12 protein-coding genes, 1 pseudogene and 1 riboswitch are annotated in these 18231 nt (G+C 63.1%); of the genes and pseudogenes, 5 read left to right on the top strand and 8 right to left on the bottom strand.

Annotated elements, in window-relative coordinates; genetic code table 11:
* Window positions 1-40: 40 nt before the first annotated feature.
* The 3 genes from SJY36_RS02085 to SJY36_RS02075 are packed head-to-tail and all read left to right on the top strand — an operon-like array spanning window position 41 to window position 4158.
* Window positions 41-724: an ABC transporter ATP-binding protein gene (locus SJY36_RS02085; protein WP_009825994.1), complete on the top strand. Its 684-nt coding sequence runs from the start codon at window positions 41-43 to the stop codon at window positions 722-724.
* Complete coding sequence (locus SJY36_RS02080; RefSeq protein WP_386172723.1) at window positions 721-3249, top strand: ABC transporter permease; 2529 nt, start codon at window positions 721-723, stop codon at window positions 3247-3249. The genes SJY36_RS02085 and SJY36_RS02080 overlap by 4 nt, the downstream gene beginning before the upstream one ends.
* 33 nt (window positions 3250-3282) lie before the next feature.
* Window positions 3283-4158, top strand: coding sequence for an inositol monophosphatase family protein (locus SJY36_RS02075; protein WP_386172721.1), 876 nt, complete (start codon window positions 3283-3285; stop codon window positions 4156-4158).
* Window positions 4159-4224: 66 nt separating this feature from the next.
* Here SJY36_RS02075 and gcvP read toward each other — a convergent pair whose 3' ends face one another.
* From gcvP to gcvT, 3 genes are all read right to left on the bottom strand, one after another.
* Window positions 4225-7068 carry an aminomethyl-transferring glycine dehydrogenase gene (gcvP, locus tag SJY36_RS02070; RefSeq protein WP_386172719.1) on the bottom strand — a complete coding sequence of 948 codons (2844 nt, stop codon included), beginning with the start codon at window positions 7066-7068 and terminating at the stop codon, window positions 4225-4227.
* A gap of 67 nt (window positions 7069-7135) precedes the next feature.
* Complete coding sequence (gene gcvH, locus SJY36_RS02065; RefSeq protein WP_005851355.1) at window positions 7136-7495, bottom strand: glycine cleavage system protein GcvH; 360 nt, start codon at window positions 7493-7495, stop codon at window positions 7136-7138.
* A 19-nt stretch (window positions 7496-7514) separates the two neighbouring features.
* Complete coding sequence (gene gcvT, locus SJY36_RS02060; protein WP_386172717.1) at window positions 7515-8639, bottom strand: glycine cleavage system aminomethyltransferase GcvT; 1125 nt, start codon at window positions 8637-8639, stop codon at window positions 7515-7517.
* Between the two features lie 153 nt (window positions 8640-8792).
* Window positions 8793-8879, bottom strand: a riboswitch (glycine riboswitch).
* Window positions 8880-9031: 152 nt separating this feature from the next.
* On the opposite strand from gcvT, the gene SJY36_RS02055 reads away from it, so the two are divergent.
* Window positions 9032-9586, top strand: coding sequence for a gamma-glutamylcyclotransferase family protein (locus SJY36_RS02055; protein ID WP_168592801.1), 555 nt, complete (start codon window positions 9032-9034; stop codon window positions 9584-9586).
* On the opposite strand, the gene SJY36_RS02050 is transcribed toward SJY36_RS02055, so the two are convergent.
* The 3 genes from SJY36_RS02050 to SJY36_RS02040 form a co-directional block, all read right to left on the bottom strand.
* Window positions 9566-10963 carry an MATE family efflux transporter gene (locus SJY36_RS02050; RefSeq protein ID WP_386172715.1) on the bottom strand — a complete coding sequence of 466 codons (1398 nt, stop codon included), beginning with the start codon at window positions 10961-10963 and terminating at the stop codon, window positions 9566-9568. The genes SJY36_RS02055 and SJY36_RS02050 overlap by 21 nt on opposite strands.
* A gap of 96 nt (window positions 10964-11059) precedes the next feature.
* Window positions 11060-12385 (bottom strand): glutamate--tRNA ligase, encoded by a 1326-nt coding sequence (gene gltX, locus SJY36_RS02045; RefSeq protein WP_386172713.1) that lies wholly within the window; start codon window positions 12383-12385, stop codon window positions 11060-11062.
* Window positions 12386-12462: 77 nt separating this feature from the next.
* The gene (locus SJY36_RS02040) at window positions 12463-14121 is read right to left on the bottom strand and encodes an NAD+ synthase (RefSeq protein ID WP_184583242.1); all 1659 of its coding nucleotides are present in this window, start codon (window positions 14119-14121) and stop codon (window positions 12463-12465) included.
* 173 nt (window positions 14122-14294) lie between these two features.
* On the opposite strand from SJY36_RS02040, the pseudogene SJY36_RS02035 reads away from it, so the two are divergent.
* Window positions 14295-15764 (top strand): annotated as a pseudogene (locus tag SJY36_RS02035) (MORN repeat-containing protein); the annotation flags it as partial.
* A 51-nt stretch (window positions 15765-15815) separates the two neighbouring features.
* Here the strand turns inward: SJY36_RS02035 and SJY36_RS02030 are convergent.
* Together SJY36_RS02030 and SJY36_RS02025 are read right to left on the bottom strand one after the other, a co-directional pair.
* Window positions 15816-17345 (bottom strand): cryptochrome/photolyase family protein, encoded by a 1530-nt coding sequence (locus tag SJY36_RS02030; RefSeq protein WP_386172711.1) that lies wholly within the window; start codon window positions 17343-17345, stop codon window positions 15816-15818.
* Complete coding sequence (locus tag SJY36_RS02025) at window positions 17339-18004, bottom strand: SDR family NAD(P)-dependent oxidoreductase (RefSeq protein WP_386172709.1); 666 nt, start codon at window positions 18002-18004, stop codon at window positions 17339-17341. The genes SJY36_RS02030 and SJY36_RS02025 overlap by 7 nt, the downstream gene beginning before the upstream one ends.
* Window positions 18005-18231: the final 227 nt, after the last annotated feature.

The raw sequence follows: 18231 nt of genomic DNA, 5'->3' as shown, positions 1-18231 counted from the left end.
CTCCATATCCAACAGGGACCGTATTTCAAAAGGCAGCCCTATGACCGACCCGGTGTTCCAGCTTCAAGATGCATCCCTGAAACTGAATGGCAACGCCGGAAAGGTCGACATCCTACATGGGATCACCCTGGACGTCGCACAAGGAGAGACGGTCGCCTTTACCGGCCCGTCGGGGTCGGGCAAGTCTTCGTTGCTGATGGTCATGGGCGGGCTGGAGCGTGCGACCGGCGGATCGGTGCGCGCCTTGGGCGAAGACCTGAGCACCCTGTCCGAAGATGGGCTGGCCAAATTCCGCCGCGGGCGGATGGGCATCGTGTTCCAGTCCTTCCACCTCATCCCTACCATGACCGCGCTGGAAAACGTCGCTACCCCGCTGGAACTGAACGGCGTCGCGGACGCCTTTGACCGGGCCGAGGCGGAATTGCACGCGGTGGGTCTGGGGCACCGGCTGAACCACTATCCCGCGCAGATGTCGGGCGGCGAACAGCAGCGGGTTGCATTGGCCCGCGCCTCTGCCCCGCGTCCGGCGATCCTTTTGGCGGATGAGCCGACAGGGAACCTCGACAGTACCAATGGTGCCGCGATCATGGAGCTGTTGTTCGATCTGCGCGAAAAACATGGCGCGACTTTGGTGTTGGTGACCCACGCCGATGAATTGGCCGCGCGCTGTGATCGGATCGTCACCCTGACCGACGGGCGGATCGTCAGCGGGACAGGCGCATGAGCCTGCGTCTGGCCGGCCGCTTTGCCCGCCGCGAGATGCGCGGGGGGCTGCGGGGTTTCCGTCTGTTTCTGGCCTGCCTCGCCCTTGGCGTCGCGGCAATCGCTGCCGTCGGCTCTGTCCGCTCTGCGATCGAGGGTGGCTTGCAGCGTGAAGGTGCGGCCCTGCTTGGTGGCGCGGCCGAGATTGATTTCACCTATCGTTTCGCCACCGATGCCGAACGCGACTGGATCGAGAGCCAAGCCAGCGCCGTGTCCGAGGTTGTCGAGTTCCGGTCCATGGCTGTCGCGGGTGACGGGGCCGCCGCTGACCGTGCGCTGACGCAGGTGAAGGCGGTCGATGATCTTTATCCGCTGGTGGGAGAGATGGTGCTGGAACCGGCGATGCCGCTGGAGCAGGCGCTTGGGCTGGAAAACGGCCTGTCCGGCGCGGTGATGGAGCGCGCCTTGTCCGACCGTCTAGGCCTGTCCCCCGGCGACACCTTCAAGCTTGGCGTTAAAGAATTCCGCCTCTCCGCCCTGATCGTGCGCGAACCCGACAGCGCCGCCAGCGGCTTTGCCCTTGGGCCCCGCACCCTGCTCCGGACCGAGGCGCTGGATGGGGCCGGCCTGCTGGCGGAAGGGACGCTGTTCAACTCCAAATACCGGATGCTGCTGCCTGCCGATACCGACCTTGATCAACTGCGCTCTGCCGCCCGTGCGCGGTTCGAAAACAGCGGGATGCGCTGGACCGATGCGCGCAACGGGGCACCGGGGGTGTCGCGCTTTGTCGAACGGTTGACGGCGTTTCTGATCCTCGTGGGTCTATCCGGTCTGGCTGTGGGCGGTGTGGGCGTATCGGCCGCGGTGCGATCTTACCTCACCGGCAAGACCGAAGTCATCGCCGTGCTTCGCGCGCTAGGGGCAGACCGCGCGACGATCTTCCAGACATACTTCATGCAGATCGGTGCCCTATCGCTTCTGGGCGTCGCCATTGGCGTGGTACTTGGGGCCGTGGCCCCGCTGGTCTTTGCGCCGCTCATCTCTGCGCGGCTGCCGATCCCTGCGGCCTTTGCCATCTATCCGGCACCCTTGGCCGAGGCAGCGATTTACGGGTTGCTGACAGCCTTTGCCTTCACGCTGTGGCCGCTGGCCCGCAGCGAGAATATCCGAGCAGCGACCCTGTTTCGCGATGCATGGGACGGGGCCGCGCGCTTTCCGGCACCGCGCTATGTGGCGATTATCGTGATGACTGTGGCGCTGCTGGTCGCGCTGGCGGGGTGGTTCAATGGCAGTTGGTGGCTGACGCTCTGGACTTTGGGCGGCATCGCAGGCGCGCTCGGGATCCTCACGCTGGCGGCACTGCTGGTGCGGTTCCTCGCACAACGCGCCGCGGTTCTGGCACGCGGGCGACCGCGGCTGCGTTGGGCCCTCGCCGCGATTGGCGGCAGTGGCGAAGGTGCCGGGGCCGTGGTGCTCTCGCTGGGGCTCGGCCTGTCGGTGCTGGCCGCCGTGGGGCAGATCGACGGCAACCTGCGGCAGGCGATCTCGGGCAACCTGCCCGATGTGGCCCCGTCGTATTTCTTTGTCGACATCCAGAAAGACCAGATCGACGGCTATACCAAACGGCTGACCGATGACCCCGCCGTGCGCCGCATCGACAGCGCGCCGATGCTGCGCGGCGTCGTGACCCAAATCAACGGCAGGCCCGCCAAAGAGGTCGCGGGCGATCACTGGGTGGTGCGCGGCGACCGCGGGCTAACCTATGCCGAGGCCCCCGACGACGACACCGTGATCACCGCGGGCGAATGGTGGGCGCCTGACTATGACGGCCCGCCGCTCATTAGCTTTGCCGCCGAAGAGGCCGAGGAGATCGGGCTAGAGCTTGGCGATACGCTGACCGTCAACGTGCTGGGGCGCGACATCACCGGCACCATCGCCAGCTTCCAAGAGGTCGACTTCTCGACCGCGGGGATCGGGTTTATCCTGACCATGAACCCCGCCGCCCTGACCGGCGCGCCGCATACCTATATCTCGACCGTCTACGCCGATGCAGAGGCCGAAGCACCTATCCTGCGTGATCTGGCCACCGCCTACCCCAACATCACCGCGATCCGCGTGCGCGATGCGATCGACCGCGTGGCGGCGGTGCTTAGCGGGTTGGCTGCGGCGACATCCTACGGCGCGGCGGCTACTCTTCTGACCGGGTTTCTGGTATTGATCGGGGCAGCCGCCGCCGGCGCGGATGCCCGTCGCTATGAAGCCGCCTTGCTGAAAACGCTGGGGGCCTCGCGCCGCAGCATCGCCGCCAGCTTTCTGATGCGTGCCGCTCTGCTGGGGCTCTTCGCCGGGACCGTTGCCCTGCTGGCAGGTATTTTGGGCGGATGGGCCGTGAGCCGCTTTGTGATGGACACCAGCTTTGCCGTGGTATGGCCTTCGGCGCTGTTGATCGTCACCGGTGGCGCGCTGGCGTCGATCCTTGCCTCGCTTGGCTTTGCGATCAAAGCCTTGAACGCCAGACCCGCGCAGGTGCTGCGCGCCCGCGAATAGATGGAACCGATAGACCGAAAGAGGGATACAACAATGACGCAGACCACCCAGACACTGCCCGCCCCCCTGCCCCCCGTTCTGACGGCAGCCCAGCAAACGCATGTGGTGAATGTCCTGCGCCGTGCCGCACGGGCCGAGGTACTGCCGCGTTTCCGCAACCTCGCCCCCGCTGACATCGACACCAAATCCGGCCCCCATGATCTGGTCACCGCTGCCGATCTGGCGGCCGAGGCAATGATCACCCGCGCCCTCGCCACGGCCTATCCGGATGCGCTGATCATCGGAGAAGAGGCGGTATCGGCCGACCCCGCCCTGCAGGACAAGATCGCCGACGCCCCGCTGGCCTTTATCCTCGATCCCATCGACGGCACATCGAATTTCGCCCACGGGCTGTCCACCTTCGGCATGATCCTTGCGGTCACTCGCTTTGGCAAACCGGCCTTCGGCGTCATCTATGACCCGGTCAATGACGACTGGGTGATCAGCGATGACACCAGCACGCCGCGCTTTGAACGCGCCCTTGGGCAGTCGCGCCCGCTGCGGGTCAGCATGGGCAAACAGATCGAGGACCTCAGCGGTTTCGTTCCGCTGGGGAACTTCAGCAAAGAGCTGCGGGGCAAAGTCGCGGCCACCCTGCCCAGCTTTGCCAAGGTGAACTCGCTTCGTTGCTCGGCGCATGAATACCGTACTGTCGCCCAAGGGCACGCCGATTTCGTGCTCAGCGGGACGCTGCACCCTTGGGACCACGCTGCCGGCGCGTTGATCTGCGCCCAAGCCGGTGCCCATGTCGAGATGCTGTCGGGCGGCCCCTATGACGCGACGCTGCGCACAGGGCATATTCTGGTGGCACCGGACAAAACGACATGGAACCGCCTGCGCAAGGTCTTTGCCTTCCTCGCCGACGACTGATCCTCCAATGTAAAACGGGCGCGAGGTTTCCCCCGCGCCCGTTCGATCACATATATAGGGAACGGCTTACTCAGCCGCCTCTGCGTATTCCTCCATCGGGGGGCAGGTGCAGATCAGGTTGCGGTCACCATGCACGTTGTCGACACGGTTGACCGGAGGCCAGTATTTGTCGACGCGGAACGCACCGGGGGGGAAGCAGCCCTGCTCGCGCGTGTAGGGGCGATCCCAGTCACCGACCAGATCCTCGACCGTGTGCGGCGCGTTCTTTAGCGCGTTGTTCTCGCGCGGCATATCGCCATTTTCAATCGCGCGGATCTCGTCACGGATCGCGAGCATCGCGTCGCAGAAACGGTCCAGCTCGGCCTTGGTTTCCGACTCCGTCGGTTCCACCATCAGCGTGCCCGCGACAGGGAAACTCATCGTTGGCGCATGGAAGCCGGCGTCGATCAGACGTTTCGCAATGTCATCCACTGTCACGCCTGCGCTATCCTCGAACGGGCGCACGTCAAAGATACATTCATGGGCGACACGTCCCGTCGGCCCTTTGTACAGCACCTCGAACGCCCCTTCGAGGCGCTTGGCAATGTAGTTGGCGTTCAGGATCGCCACCCGCGTCGCCTGCGTCAGCCCGTCACCGCCCATCATCAAGCAATACGACCACGAGATCGGCAGCAACGATGGCGACCCGTAGGGTGCCGCCGAAACAGCGCCTTCACCGCCGTTCGGATGGCCGGGCACATGGGGGATGAGATGTGATTTCACGCCGATCGGCCCCATGCCGGGGCCACCGCCCCCATGCGGGATGCAGAAGGTCTTGTGCAGGTTCAGGTGGCTTACATCACCGCCGACATCGCCCGGACGCGCCAGACCGACCATCGCGTTCATATTCGCCCCGTCGATATAGACCTGCCCGCCGTGATCATGGGTGATCTTGGTCACCTCGGTCACGGTTTCCTCGAATACGCCGTGGGTCGAGGGATAGGTGATCATGCAACCGGCAAGGTTCTCGCTGTGCTTTTCCGCCTTGGCGCGGAAGTCATCCAAGTCGATGTCACCATTGGCCGCCGTCTTGATCACGACCACCTTCCAACCCACCATATTGGCGCTGGCGGGGTTTGTGCCATGGGCCGACATGGGGATCAGGCAGATGTTGCGATGCCCCTGCCCGTTGGCACGGTGATAGGACGCAATCGCCAGCAGGCCCGCATATTCCCCCTGCGCGCCGGAATTCGGCTGCATGGAAATCGCGTCATACCCGGTGATGTCACAAAGCTTGGCCGACAGGTCGTCGATCATGTGCTTATAGCCAAGCGCCTGATCCTGCGGCACAAATGGGTGGATCATCGAAAACTCGCGCCAGCTGACGGGCATCATCTCTGCGGCCGAATTCAGCTTCATCGTGCAGGACCCCAGCGGGATCATCGCGCGGTCCAGCGCCAGATCACGGTCGGCCAGACGACGCATGTAGCGCATCATCTCGGTCTCGGCGCGGTTCATGTGGAAGATCGGATGCGTGAGATAGGCGCTTTCACGTAGCATATCATCGGGGAACCGATACTGCGCCTCGAATTTCTCGTCGCTGCGGCGGATGCCAAAGGCGCGCCAGACGGCTTCGATCGTCTCGGGCACCGTACGTTCGTCCAGCGTGATGCCGACACGTGTTTCACCGACGCGGCGCAGGTTGATGCCTTCGTCCACCGCAGATTTCATGACCGCGGCCTGCAAGGGGCCGACATCAACCGTCACCGTGTCGAAGAAGGATTTGGGATCGACCTTAAAGCCGGCCTCCTCCAGCCCGTTCGCCAGACGCACCGCCTTGCGATGGATGCGCTGCGCGATAGCCTTCAGCCCCTCGGGCCCGTGGAACACCGCATACATGGACGCCATCACCGCCAGCAAAGCCTGCGCCGTGCACACGTTAGAGGTCGCCTTTTCGCGGCGGATGTGCTGCTCGCGGGTCTGCAGGGACAGACGGTAGGCGCGGTTGCCATGCGCATCAATCGAGACACCGACAATCCGCCCCGGCATTGCGCGCTTATAGGCATCCTTGCATGCCATATAGGCCGCATGCGGACCGCCATAGCCTTCGGGCACGCCAAACCTCTGGGTGGACCCGACGGCGATATCGGCCCCCATGGCGCCGGGCTCTTTCAACAGCGTCAGCGCCATCGGATCGGCCGAGACGACGCCCAAGGCACCGGCCTCATGCAGCGCGGCCATATGGTCGGTAAAGTCGCGCACATGGCCATAGGTGCCAGGGTACTGGAACAGCGCCCCGAAGACGGCGCTCGCGTCCATCTTGTCAGGGTCGCCGATGATCACCTCGATATCCAGCGGGGCTGCGCGGGTCTGGATCACGGCGATGTTCTGGGGGTGGCAATCGCGGTCGACAAAGAACGCCTTGGCCTTTGACTTCGATAGGCGCATCGCCATGGTCATCGCCTCGGCACAGGCCGTCGCCTCGTCCAGCAAGGACGCATTGGCGACCTCAAGCCCGGTCAGATCGCTGACCATGGTCTGGAAGTTCAACAGCGCCTCAAGACGCCCCTGGCTGATCTCGGGCTGGTAGGGGGTGTAGGCCGTGTACCATGCGGGGTTTTCAAAAATATTGCGCTGGATCGCAGGCGGCGTCACCGTGCCGTGATAGCCCTGCCCGATCAGCGAGGTGAGCACCTTGTTCTTGCCCGCCACCAGGCGCATGTATTCCAGCACTTCGCGCTCTGACATGGGCTTGCCGAAATCCAGCGGCTCTTTCTGGCGGATTTGCGCGGGCATCGTGTCATCGATCAACGCGGCAAGGCTCTGTGCGCCGACGGTTTTCAACATGTCCGACATCTCTGCCGGGGACGGCCCGATATGTCTGCGATTGGCAAAATCATACGGCAAATATTCGGTCGGTTTGAAAACCATGGCGCGGGGCCCCTCTTCCAAATGGTATAAAAATCCCCGCCGGAGGCTCCGACGGGGGCAGCGGGATTTACCCGATGAACTTCTGATAGGCGGCTTCGTCCATGAACTCGTCCATCTGGCTTGGATCGGACGCCTTCATCTTGAAGAACCACGCCTCGCCCTGCGGATCGTCATTCACCATCGCGGGGTTGTCGGACAGCGTGCTGTTGACCTCGATGATCTCGCCATCGATCGGTGCCAGAATATCAGACGCGGCCTTGACGGATTCGATCACGACGACCTCGTCGTCCTTGCTGACGGTCGTGCCTTCGTCGGGCAGTTCGACAAACACCACGTCGCCCAGCTGTTCGGCGGCGTGGATGGTGATGCCAACGACGATCTCGTCGCCTTCAACCCGCAGCCATTCGTGCTCTTCGGTAAACTTCATTCTTTCATCCTTCGCTAGATTATCTTTTAAAATTCGCCGCAACAAAGGGCAGCTTGGCCACAGTCACCGGCAGACGCTTGCCACGGACTTCGCCCCACAGCATCGTATCAATACCCGCCTGCGCCTCACTGACATAGCCCATTGCGACAGGCCCGCCTACCGTCGGCCCGAAACTGCCCGAGGTGACCTCGCCCACCTGCGTGCCCCCTGTCGCCGCGTCAAACAGCGGTGTCCCGTCGCGCATCGGCGCACGGCCTTCGGGGGCCAGACCGACACGCTTGCGGCCGACACCATCGTCGAACGCCGCCTGAACGACATCGGCACCGGGGTAGCCGCCCGCGCGTTCACCACCGGCGCGGCGCGCTTTCTGGATCGCCCAGGTCAGGCTGGCCTCTACCGGATTGGTGCCCGCGTCGATGTCATTGCCATAAAGACACAAGCCCGCCTCAAGCCGCAGCGAATCCCGCGCGCCCAGACCGATGGGTTCCACACCCTCGATCTCCAGCAACCGGCGGACCAGCGCTTCGGCCTGCGCCTCCGGCACCGAAATCTCGAAGCCATCCTCGCCGGTATAGCCCGACCGCGAGGCCCAGACCTCTACCCCGTCCAGCGTCAATGTGCCGAAATCCATGAACCGCATTCCGTCCGCGGCGGCATCAAGCGACGCCACAGCCGCCCCCGCCGCAGGGCCCTGCACCGCCACCAGCGCGCGGTCGGTGACCGGGGTCACGGTGATCTCTGGCTCTAACGCGGCTTTCATGCGTGCGATATCGGCATCCTTGCAGGCGGCGTTGACCACGACGAACAGGTCATCACCACGGCGCGCGAACATCAGGTCATCCTCGATCCCGCCGGCGTCATTGGTGAAGAACCCATAGCGCTGCCGCCCGTCTTCCAGCCCCAGCACATTCATCGGCACCAATGTCTCGAACGCCAGCGCCACGGCGTCCCACGACGGACCGGTCACCATCACCTGCCCCATGTGGCTGACATCAAAGACGCCCGCTGCGGCGCGGGTGTGCAGGTGCTCTTTCATCACGCCCATCGGATATTGCACAGGCATGGAATAGCCCGCAAAGGGCACCATCTTGCCCCCCAGTTCCAGATGAAGATCGTATAGCGGTGTCTGTTGCAAATCGCTCATGGTCACGCGGCCTTTCCCTATCCAGAAGGCCATCGACCATACTGGCACCCAGCAGACCGCAGGAATGCAGCCTGTCAAATGCCCCCTCTGTCCTTTCGCCTGAGATCGTTATCCCTTCGGCGGACGCTGTCGCGTCACTCTCCAGAGTTGTTAGGTCCCGTTGCGGTCCTTTGGCCTGAGAGTTTCCGGGGCGGTTGCTCCTTCGGCACCGGCTTGCGCCGGTTCTCCCGTAACGGTGTGGGCAAGTGCTATGCCGGAACGCGGCGCTGCGTCAAGCAAAGTTGACAGGGCGGCGCGAAAACTTTCATCCGGTGCCGCGATATTGGGCAGCACGTCGGGTGCGGCGCGCGCAAGATGTGGACATCATCGCGCAGCGGCGCCAAAACACCCGCATGACACCATATTTCTTCGGCTACGGCAGCCTCGTAAACCGCAATACCCACGCCTATCCAGACGCCCGTCCGGCGCAGCTTCGCGGCTGGCACCGGCTTTGGGTGCGCATCGAAGGCGCCGCGCATGTGTTCCTGAGCGTGCTGCCCGAAGAGGGCACCGTGATCGACGGGTTGATCGCGGCGGTCCCCGGTGCCGATTGGGTGGCGCTGGATACGCGCGAAACCAACTATGATCGCATCGGGTCGAACGGGGCGGTGGTGCATGACATCATACCGGCTCCCGATATGGCGCATTATTCCGTGCCCACAGACACCCATGTGACATCGGGCGACCATACCATCCTGCTCAGCTATCTTGATGTGGTGGTGCAGGGGTTCCTGCGCGAATATGGCATCGACGGGGTGCAGCGCTTCTTTGACACGACGCGGGGCTGGGATACGCCGATCCTGAACGACCGCGCCGCGCCAAAATACCCCCGCGCGCAAGAGCTTACCGCGCAGGAAACTGCGCTGGTCGACCAGCATCTGTCCCGCCTATCGGCGCAGGTGCAGTAGCGACATCAACCGCCCGTCGCGGGCGAAAGCTTCGGGCTTGGCGCGTTTGCGCTGTCCGCCTTGCGCGATCATCCGCCGCGCGAGCACCCAGGCCAGCGCCCCGAACAGCACCCCCGCCGCCGCCTGCCCGATCAGCACACCAGGGGCCCCGAACAGCAGGCTGCCACCCCAGACTAGCGGGATCATCCCCAGCGTGTTGCGACCCCAGTTGGTCACGGTCGAATAATAGGGGTGGCCCATATTGTTGAACGCCGCATTCGACACGAACAACACACCGTTGAAGAAGAACGCCAGGGACAGCGGCCCGCAGAACAGATAGATCAACGTCAAGGTGATCCCCTGCGCATCAAACATCGCCGCCAGCGGCGCGCGGAAGGCAAACAGCGCGGCCGAGATGACGACGATCACCAAAGCGGCAAAGCTGACCCCCGCGGCATAGGTCCGCCTGACCCGCCCCAGATCGCCCGCGCCAAAGTTCTGCCCGATGATCGGCCCTACCGCCCCTGACAGGGCAAAGATCACGGCAAAGGCGACGGGCATCATGCGGCTGACAATCGCCATGCCTGCGACAGCATCCTCGCCATAGGCCGCCATTGCACGGGTGACATAGGCCTGCCCCACCGGCGTGGCGACCTGCGTCAGAATGGCGGGCACCGCGATGGACAACACGGGCATCAGATCGCGCCATAGCCCCGCGGGGCGCGGCATCGCGATCCCGCCATAGTGGCGCACAATCGGCATCAGGGCGGTATAGGCAATCACCACCCGCGCCATGAAAGACGCCCAGGCCGCACCGGTCAGCCCCAGATCAAAGGTAAAGATCAGGATCGGATCGAGGATGGCATTTACGATGCCCCCCGCGATGGTCGCCATCATCGCCCGCCGCGCATCCCCATGGGCCCGCAGGATCGCGCTGCCCATCATTCCGACCATCAGAAATGGCACCGACGGCACGACGATCTGCAGGAAATCCACCGCCAGCGCCGCCGTCTCACCGCCTGCGCCAACCCAGCCGACCAGCACATCCAGCGACAGAAACACACAAAGCGCAAAGATCACGCCAAAAACCGCGCCATAGCACAGCGCATGAGTTGTCCTCTCCCGTGCGAGTTGCGCGTTGTCCTGCCCCAAGGCCCGCGCGACCAAGGCCCCCGCCGCGATGCCCAACCCGATCCCGAAGGAGGTGGTGAAAAACAGGATCGCACCGGCATAGCCGATGGCCGCTGCCAGCTCTGCCTTGCCCAACATAGAGATGAAAATCATGTCGACGAAATCGACAAGAAACACCGCCACCAGCCCGACAGAGGCGAGCAAAGACATATTGGCGACATGCCCGAACAGATTGCCCGACAAAAATTTGGCGCGCCCATCAACCATGATGGACGCGCCCTATGTCAGCCGACAGCGGCTTCATTTTGCCAGATAAACTCTCGCCGAAGGCTCCCGAACTTGCGCCCGTGAACCCGGCCCGTTTCACCCGCGTGCCTTCACGACTTGCAGCAACGGCAGCACCGCGCCCATGTCGGGGCCGTGGGGTTTACCAGTCAGCGCCAGACGCAGCGGCATGAACAGCCCCTTGCCCTTGCGGCCGGTCTGCTCTTTCACGGCGGCCGTCCATGTGCCCCAGGTGCTTTCGTCAAACTCGCCCTCGGGCAGAAGCGCCAAGGCTTCGGCGACGAACTCTTTATCCTCGTCTGCGATCACAGGCTCTGCGCCTTCGCTGAACATCTGCCACCAACCTTTTAGATCGTGCAGCGTGGTGATGTTTTCGCGGGTGACCTGCCAGAACAGCGCGGCCTTATCCTCGGGCACACCAAGGGCTGCGATGTCGCTTGCGACAGCCTCAAGCGGGAGGGTCTGCAGATAGCGGCCGGTCATGGGGAACAGGTCCTCGACGTCGAATTTGGTCGGCGCAGAGCCAAATCGTTCAATGTCGAAACCGTCGATCAGGCTCTCCATATCGGTGCGCAGTTCAATCGGGTCCGAAGAGCCCAGGCGCGCCATTGTCGACAGTAGCGCAAAAGGATGCACACCGCGCTCACGCAGGTCGCGCAGCGCCAGCACGCCCAGACGTTTCGACAGCGCCTCGCCCTGCGGACCGGTGAGCAGCGAATGGTGCGCAAAGGTCGGCACGGTGCCGCCAAGCGCTTGCATGATCTGGATTTGTGTCGCCGTGTTGGTCACATGGTCGGACCCGCGCACGACATCGGTCACACCCATTTCCGTGTCATCGACCACGGACGCCAGAGTATACAAGATCTGCCCGTCGCCGCGGATCAACACAGGGTCGGAGACCGACGCCGCATCGATCGAGATATCGCCCAGGATACCGTCTTTCCACTCGATCCGTTCCTGATCCAGCTTGAAGCGCCACACACCGGGGCCGCGTTCGTCGCGCAGCTTGGCTTTTTCGGCGTCCGACAGGTTCAGCGCGGCGCGGTCATAGACCGGCGGCTTGCCCATGTTCAGCTGTTTCTTGCGCTTTAGGTCCAACTCGGTCGGGGTTTCCCAGGCTTCATAGAACCGCCCGATCTTGCGCAACTCGTCCGCGGCGGCGTGGTATTTGTCCAACCGTTCGGACTGACGCTCAACGCGGTCCCAATGCAGGCCGAGCCATGTCAGGTCTTCTTTCAGACCGTCGACGTATTCTTCCTTGCTGCGCACCGGATCGGTGTCGTCGATCCGCAGGATGAACTCTCCGCCGTTCTTGCGGGCGATCAGATAGTTCATCAGCGCCGTGCGCAGGTTGCCTACGTGGATATAGCCGGTCGGGGACGGGGCGAAGCGGGTGATGGTCATTAGGTTCTCCTGATTGGCCGCTGGCTTGTCACAGCGCGGCGCCATTGTCTAGATAACGTGCAGCGTCGCCCGCGCGGTCAACTGGGGTCGCGCCAGCGGTTCACGATGGGATAGCGGCGGTCCAACCAGAACGCGCCCTTGGTCAAACGCGGACCGGGGGCGGACTGGAACCGTTTGTATTCACTGATATAGAGCAGGTGTTCGACCTTTTTGGCAACCTCGCGGTCAAAGCCCGCTGCCACGCAATCGGCGATGGACCCGTCGTCATCCACAAGGATCGTCAGCATCGCGTCCAGATCGGGATAGTCGGGCAGGCTGTCGCTGTCTTTCTGATCCTCGCGCAGCTCGGCCGAGGGCGGCTTGTCGATGATGCGCGGCGCGATCACCTCACCCTCTGGGCCCTTCATCCAGTCGCGGTGGTTCTCGTTGCGCCAGCGGCAGCTGTCGAAGACGCGGGTTTTATACATATCCTTGATGGGGTTATAGCCCCCCGCCATGTCGCCATAGATCGTGGCATAGCCCACCGCCACCTCTGACTTGTTGCCCGTGGTCAACAGCATCTCACCGAACTTGTTGCTGACCGCCATCAACAGCAAACCGCGCAGGCGCGACTGGATATTTTCCTCGGTCAGGTCTGGGGTGGTGCCGTCAAACAGCGGGGCCAGCGTGTCGGTGATCGCGGCACGGCCCTGCGCAATCGGCACATAGTCGTAGCGGCAGCCAAGCGCCTTGGCGACGGATTCAGCATCGTCCAGCGAGGCTTGGGAGGTATATTCGGACGGCAGCATCACACAGCGCACATTGTCAGCGCCAAGCGCATCCACAGCGATCGTCGCCACAATCGCCGAATCGATCCCGCCCGACAGACCCAGCAACACTTTCTTGAACCCGGTCTTGCCCATGTAGTCGCGCAAGCCCTGCACCATCACGCGGTAGTCCTGCTCAAGGTCCGACGGCATATGCGCCTTCTCGCCCTCGACCACGCGCCAGCCTTCGGGGGTCTGTTCAAGATCGACATGCGCGATCTGCGCGTCAAAGGCGGGCATCTGGAACGCCAGCTTGCCGCCGGGGTTCAGCGCAAAGCTCGCCCCGTCAAAGACCTGATCATCCTGACCGCCCACCATATTGAGGTAGATCAGCGGCAGTTCAGTTTCGACCACGCGGGCGACCATATGGTTCAACCGCGTCTCGAATTTGCCGCGATAATAGGGCGACCCGTTGGGCACCAACAGAAACTCCGCCCCGGTTTCGGCCAGCGTTTCGGCCACATCGGGGTGCCATGCGTCTTCGCAGATCGGGCTGCCGATGCGGGTATCGCCAACGGCGTACGGCCCACCCAAAGGCGCGCTGTCGAAGATGCGCACCTCGTCGAACACGGTCTCGTTCGGCAGGTTGTGCTTGAAGACACGGCTGGCGATCTTGCCGTTTCTGAGGATCAGATAGGCATTATAAAGCTTGGCCCCTTCGACCCAGGGCGCACCGATGGCCAGCGCGGGCCCGTCGGCACAATCAGCCGCCAGCGCTTCGAGGTGGGTCATCACATCCAGCTGGAACGCCTGCTTCATCACCAGATCTTGCGCGTTATACCCGGCCAGGAACATCTCTGGCAAAGCAACCAGATCGGCGCCTGCCTCTTTGCCCTGCGCCCAGGCCTCCCGCGCGAGGTCTGCGTTTCCGGCCAGATCCCCGACGGTGGGGTTCAACTGGCCAAGCGTGATGCGAAAACGCGATGTCATAGGGCGGTCCTTCGATAATCTACGCAAGTGATGTAGCAGATCACGCGCCAAGTGAAAGGCCAAGGCGCACCGCCGGGCAAAAGACGATTGCCCCCTTGCAGGCCATTGAATAGGCTAAGCGTTAACAAACTCGCCCGCCGCTCTTGGCCGCACTCTCTTTTGAAAGTTGCTGTATGACGAAATTGACCCTGACCCCGCTGATCCTTTGCCTTGGGCTGCTGCCCTTCACCGCGCTTGCGCAAGACGGAGAGGTTCAAAGCAAGCAATACGACGATGGCGGCGTCTATGAGGGGACGTTCAAGGACGGCGTACAGCACGGGACCGGCACCTATACGCTGCCCAACGGCTATGAATACGAAGGTGCCTGGGTGGACGGAGAGATCAAGGGCAAAGGCGTCGCGCGTTTCCCCAACGGATCCGTCTACGAAGGCAACTTTGAAAAGGGCAAACCGGACGGTTTCGGCAAGATCACCTTTGCCGATGGCGGCACCTATGAGGGCGAATGGGAGGCCGGTGCGATCACCGGTCAGGGCATCGCGCTTTATGCCAACGGGGTGCGCTACGAAGGATCGTTCCGCAATGCCAACCATCACGGCAAGGGCGTCATGCAATCCCCCGGCGGGTACGAGTATCAGGGCGACTGGGTCGATGGCGTCAAGCAGGGCGTCGGCAAGATCACCTATCCCGATGGCGCGCTCTATGACGGTGACATCGCCGATGGCGAACGCAATGGCACGGGCACGCTGACCATGCCCGACGGGCTGACCTATACCGGCCAGTGGAAAGACGGGCAGATCGACGGCACCGGCACGCTGACCCAACCCAATGGCGATGTCTACGAAGGCGATCTGGTCGCCGGTCAGCGCCAGGGCACGGGCAAGGTGACCTATGCCAATGGCGACACTTACGAGGGCGGCTTCGAGGACGACCGCCGCGAGGGTCAGGGCACGTTCACCGGCACAGATGGCTATGTCTACACCGGATCATGGGTTGCCGGGCAGATCGAAGGCACGGGCAAGGTGACCTACCCCGACGGCTCTGTCTACGAGGGCAGTTTCCGCGATGATCTGGCCGATGGGGAGGGCAAGATCACCTATCCCGACGGATCAACCTACGAAGGGTCATGGGTCGCGGGCGTGATCGAAGGCGAAGGCCGCGCGACCTACCCCAACGGCATCGTCTACGAGGGCGGGTTCAAGAACGCGCGCAATGACGGTCAGGGCGTGATGACCTATGCCGATGGCTATAAGTATGACGGCAGCTGGAAAGACGGCCAACGCAACGGCATGGGCACCGCGACCTACCCCGATGGCACCGTCTATACCGGCGGCTTTGTCGACGGGCTACGCGACGGCACGGGCAAGATCACCATGCCCGACGGGTTCACCTATGACGGCCAGTGGTCCGGCGGAGAGATCGAAGGCACCGGCACCGCCACCTACCCCAACGGCGATATCTACGAAGGCGCGTTCGAGGGCGGCAAACGTCAGGGTCAGGGCACCATGCGCTATAAATCGGGCGAGGAAGTCTCGGGCCAGTGGGTCAACGGCGCGCTGCAAGAAGCGGGCACAGCCCCTGCCGAGGATACACAGGCGGCACCCACGCCTGACGCCGCGGATGAGGCACCGACAGACGCCGACACTCCGTCAGAAGGCACCCGCCGACAGTACGGACGCGGCCGAAAGCAACGACGGCTAGATCACCTCGCCCGCGTCCAAACGGGCGAGCAAGGCATCGCCTTCGGCCAGAACTGTCTTGCGTTTGTCGGCGTCCATCCGGTCCCACGTGCGGTACATATTGCCCATGCGCGGATTGTTCGAGAACCGGTCGCGATGGCGGTCCAGAAAGTGCCAGTAAAGCAGGTTGAACGGGCAAGCGGTGTCACCCGTCTTTGCGCTGACTGAATAGTGGCAGCTTTTGCAGTGATCCGACATGCGGTTGATATAGGCCCCGGACGAGACATAGGGCTTGGACGCGATAACGCCGCCGTCGGCGAATTGGCTCATGCCGATGGTATTGGGGGCCTCTACCCATTCAAAGGCATCGGCATAGACCGCCAGATACCATTCATGCACCTGCGCCGGATCAATCCCCGCCAACAGGGCAAAGTTGCCCGTCACCATCAGCCGCTGGATATGATGCGCATAGGCTTGGGTCCTGGTCTGCCCCACGGCCTTGGCCACACAGTTCATCCGCGTTTCGCCACCCCAGTAGAACCACGGCAGGTCGCGGTCATGCCCCAGAATATTTCGGGCGGTATAGTCCGGCCCTTCAAGGAAATAGATGCCCCGCACATATTCGCGCCAGCCGATGATCTGCCGGATGAACCCTTCGGCGGCGTTGATCGGCGCATGACCTGCGGCATAGGCGTCGGCAGCGGCCTCGCAAATCTCGGTCACGTTCAGCAACCCGATGTTGAGGTAGGGCGACAGGATCGCGTGATACAGGAATTCATTCTCGTTCAGCATCGCGTCTTGATAGTCCCCAAACCGCGGCAGGGCGTTCGCGATGAAATGGTCCAGCGCTTGCAGCGCCTCGGCGCGGGTGGTGGCGAACCAGAATGGCTCTAGCGCGCCGAAGTTATCGCCGAAACGCGCTTGAACCAGCTCCAGCACCTCCCGCGTCGTGGCATCGAGGTCGAACCGCAGAGGGCCATCTACGGTGACATCCTCGGGCGCGGCTTTGCGGTTGTCGTGGTCGAAGTTCCACTTACCGCCAGCGGGTTGGTCCCCTTCCATCAGCAGGCCGGTCTTGCGGCGCATCTCGCGGTAGAAATACTCCATCCGCAACGCTTTGCGGCCTTCGGCCCATGCCTCGAATTCTGCATGAGTGGCAAGAAAGCGGTCGTCGGGCAGCAGGTGCACCTTCAGCGGCGCGTATTTCAGCTTGTCGATCAAGCGCCATTCCCCCGGCTCTGTCGCCAGCACCTCGCTTGCCCCCGTCTGCGCTGCACGGCGCAGCAATTCCCCCACGATAGAGCCCGCGTTATCCGTATCGTCCAGTTGCGTATAGGCGACCGTCCAGCCATCCTGTTCCAGCGCATGGGCAAACTTGCGCATCGCCGCAAAGATCAGGGCGATCTTCTTGGGGTGATGCTGGACATAGGCCGCCTCGTCCGCGACCTCGGCCATCACGACCGTATCGCGTGCCTTATCCGCCTGCGCCAAGGCGCTGAGCGTTTCTGTCAGTTGGTCGCCCAGAACCAGCACCAAGCGCCCTACCATGGCACGGGCTTTCCGGCCCAGTCAAAGAACTGGCCTGTGTCCGCAGGCGTGAGCCCGTCGATCACAGCCAGCAGATTTTCCGCCGCCTCCGACGGTGCGACAGCGGGATGACGGGCAAGGTATTTCGCGGTAAAGGCGGTCTTGACCGTGCCGGGGTGCAGGGCGACGCAGATGCTGTTCTTGTGCCTGCGCGCCAGTTCGATCGCGGCGGTGTGCACGATCTGGTTCACCGCCGCCTTGGCGCTGCGGTAGCTGATCCAGCCGCCGATGCGGTTGTCACCGATCGACCCCACCCGCGCAGAGAATACGGCAAAGACACAAGGCGCGTCCCGCCGCAGCAGGTCGCCCGCGTGGCGCAGCACCAGTGCAGGGCCCACGGCGTTCAACGCGAATTGGTCCAACATCGCCTTTTGGCTGATGGATTTGATCGTCTTTTCCGGTGCGGCGCCGTCAATCTCGAGCGCGCCTGTGGCCACCAGCACCACATCAAACGGCCCGTTCAGCGCAGTCAAGTGCTGGTCCACACTGCATTCGTCCGTGATGTCGAACCCGTCCACCGACCGTGACAGCCGCGTGACCGTATCGCCACGCCCCTCGTAAGCGGCGGCCAGGGCGGCACCCACACCGCCCGACGCCCCGATGATCAAAACCTGTTTCATGCAAGGGGAGGTAGCGGAAAACAGCCCCCCTTCAAGCGCGGAAAAAAGGGCGCAGAAAAACCCTTCCCATTTGCGAATGCACGGGTATAACTTGTCGCCATGACACACGCCGATCATATTGCGATCCTGCCGCGCCGCTGCGCGACTTTCCTGCGTGCCAACCTACTGCTGCTAATCCGCCTCTGAGCGTGCCATCCGGCGCGCCCGCTCAGAGGGATGTGCCGCGC

Origin of the sequence: Sulfitobacter sp. R86518, from assembly GCF_042466275.1 — a bacterium.
GTDB lineage: Bacteria > Pseudomonadota > Alphaproteobacteria > Rhodobacterales > Rhodobacteraceae > Sulfitobacter > Sulfitobacter pontiacus.
The sequence above is the reverse complement of the archived record's forward strand: the minus strand, read 5'-3'. Positions and strand labels throughout refer to the sequence as shown.

Bases quoted from the DNA above. Each gene is read 5' to 3' on its own strand.
- SJY36_RS02055 (WP_168592801.1), top strand. From the start codon at position 9,032: ATGACACCATATTTCTTCGGCTACGGCAGCCTCGTAAACCGCAATACC.
- gcvP (WP_386172719.1), bottom strand. From the start codon at position 7,068: ATGGTTTTCAAACCGACCGAATATTTGCCGTATGATTTTGCCAATCGC.
- SJY36_RS02050 (WP_386172715.1), bottom strand. From the start codon at position 10,963: ATGGTTGATGGGCGCGCCAAATTTTTGTCGGGCAATCTGTTCGGGCAT.
- SJY36_RS02025 (WP_386172709.1), bottom strand. From the start codon at position 18,004: ATGAAACAGGTTTTGATCATCGGGGCGTCGGGCGGTGTGGGTGCCGCC.
- SJY36_RS02075 (WP_386172721.1), top strand. From the start codon at position 3,283: ATGACGCAGACCACCCAGACACTGCCCGCCCCCCTGCCCCCCGTTCTG.
- SJY36_RS02080 (WP_386172723.1), top strand. From the start codon at position 721: ATGAGCCTGCGTCTGGCCGGCCGCTTTGCCCGCCGCGAGATGCGCGGG.
- gltX (WP_386172713.1), bottom strand. From the start codon at position 12,385: ATGACCATCACCCGCTTCGCCCCGTCCCCGACCGGCTATATCCACGTA.
- gcvT (WP_386172717.1), bottom strand. From the start codon at position 8,639: ATGAGCGATTTGCAACAGACACCGCTATACGATCTTCATCTGGAACTG.
- gcvH (WP_005851355.1), bottom strand. From the start codon at position 7,495: ATGAAGTTTACCGAAGAGCACGAATGGCTGCGGGTTGAAGGCGACGAG.
- SJY36_RS02040 (WP_184583242.1), bottom strand. From the start codon at position 14,121: ATGACATCGCGTTTTCGCATCACGCTTGGCCAGTTGAACCCCACCGTC.
- SJY36_RS02085 (WP_009825994.1), top strand. From the start codon at position 41: ATGACCGACCCGGTGTTCCAGCTTCAAGATGCATCCCTGAAACTGAAT.
- SJY36_RS02030 (WP_386172711.1), bottom strand. From the start codon at position 17,345: ATGGTAGGGCGCTTGGTGCTGGTTCTGGGCGACCAACTGACAGAAACG.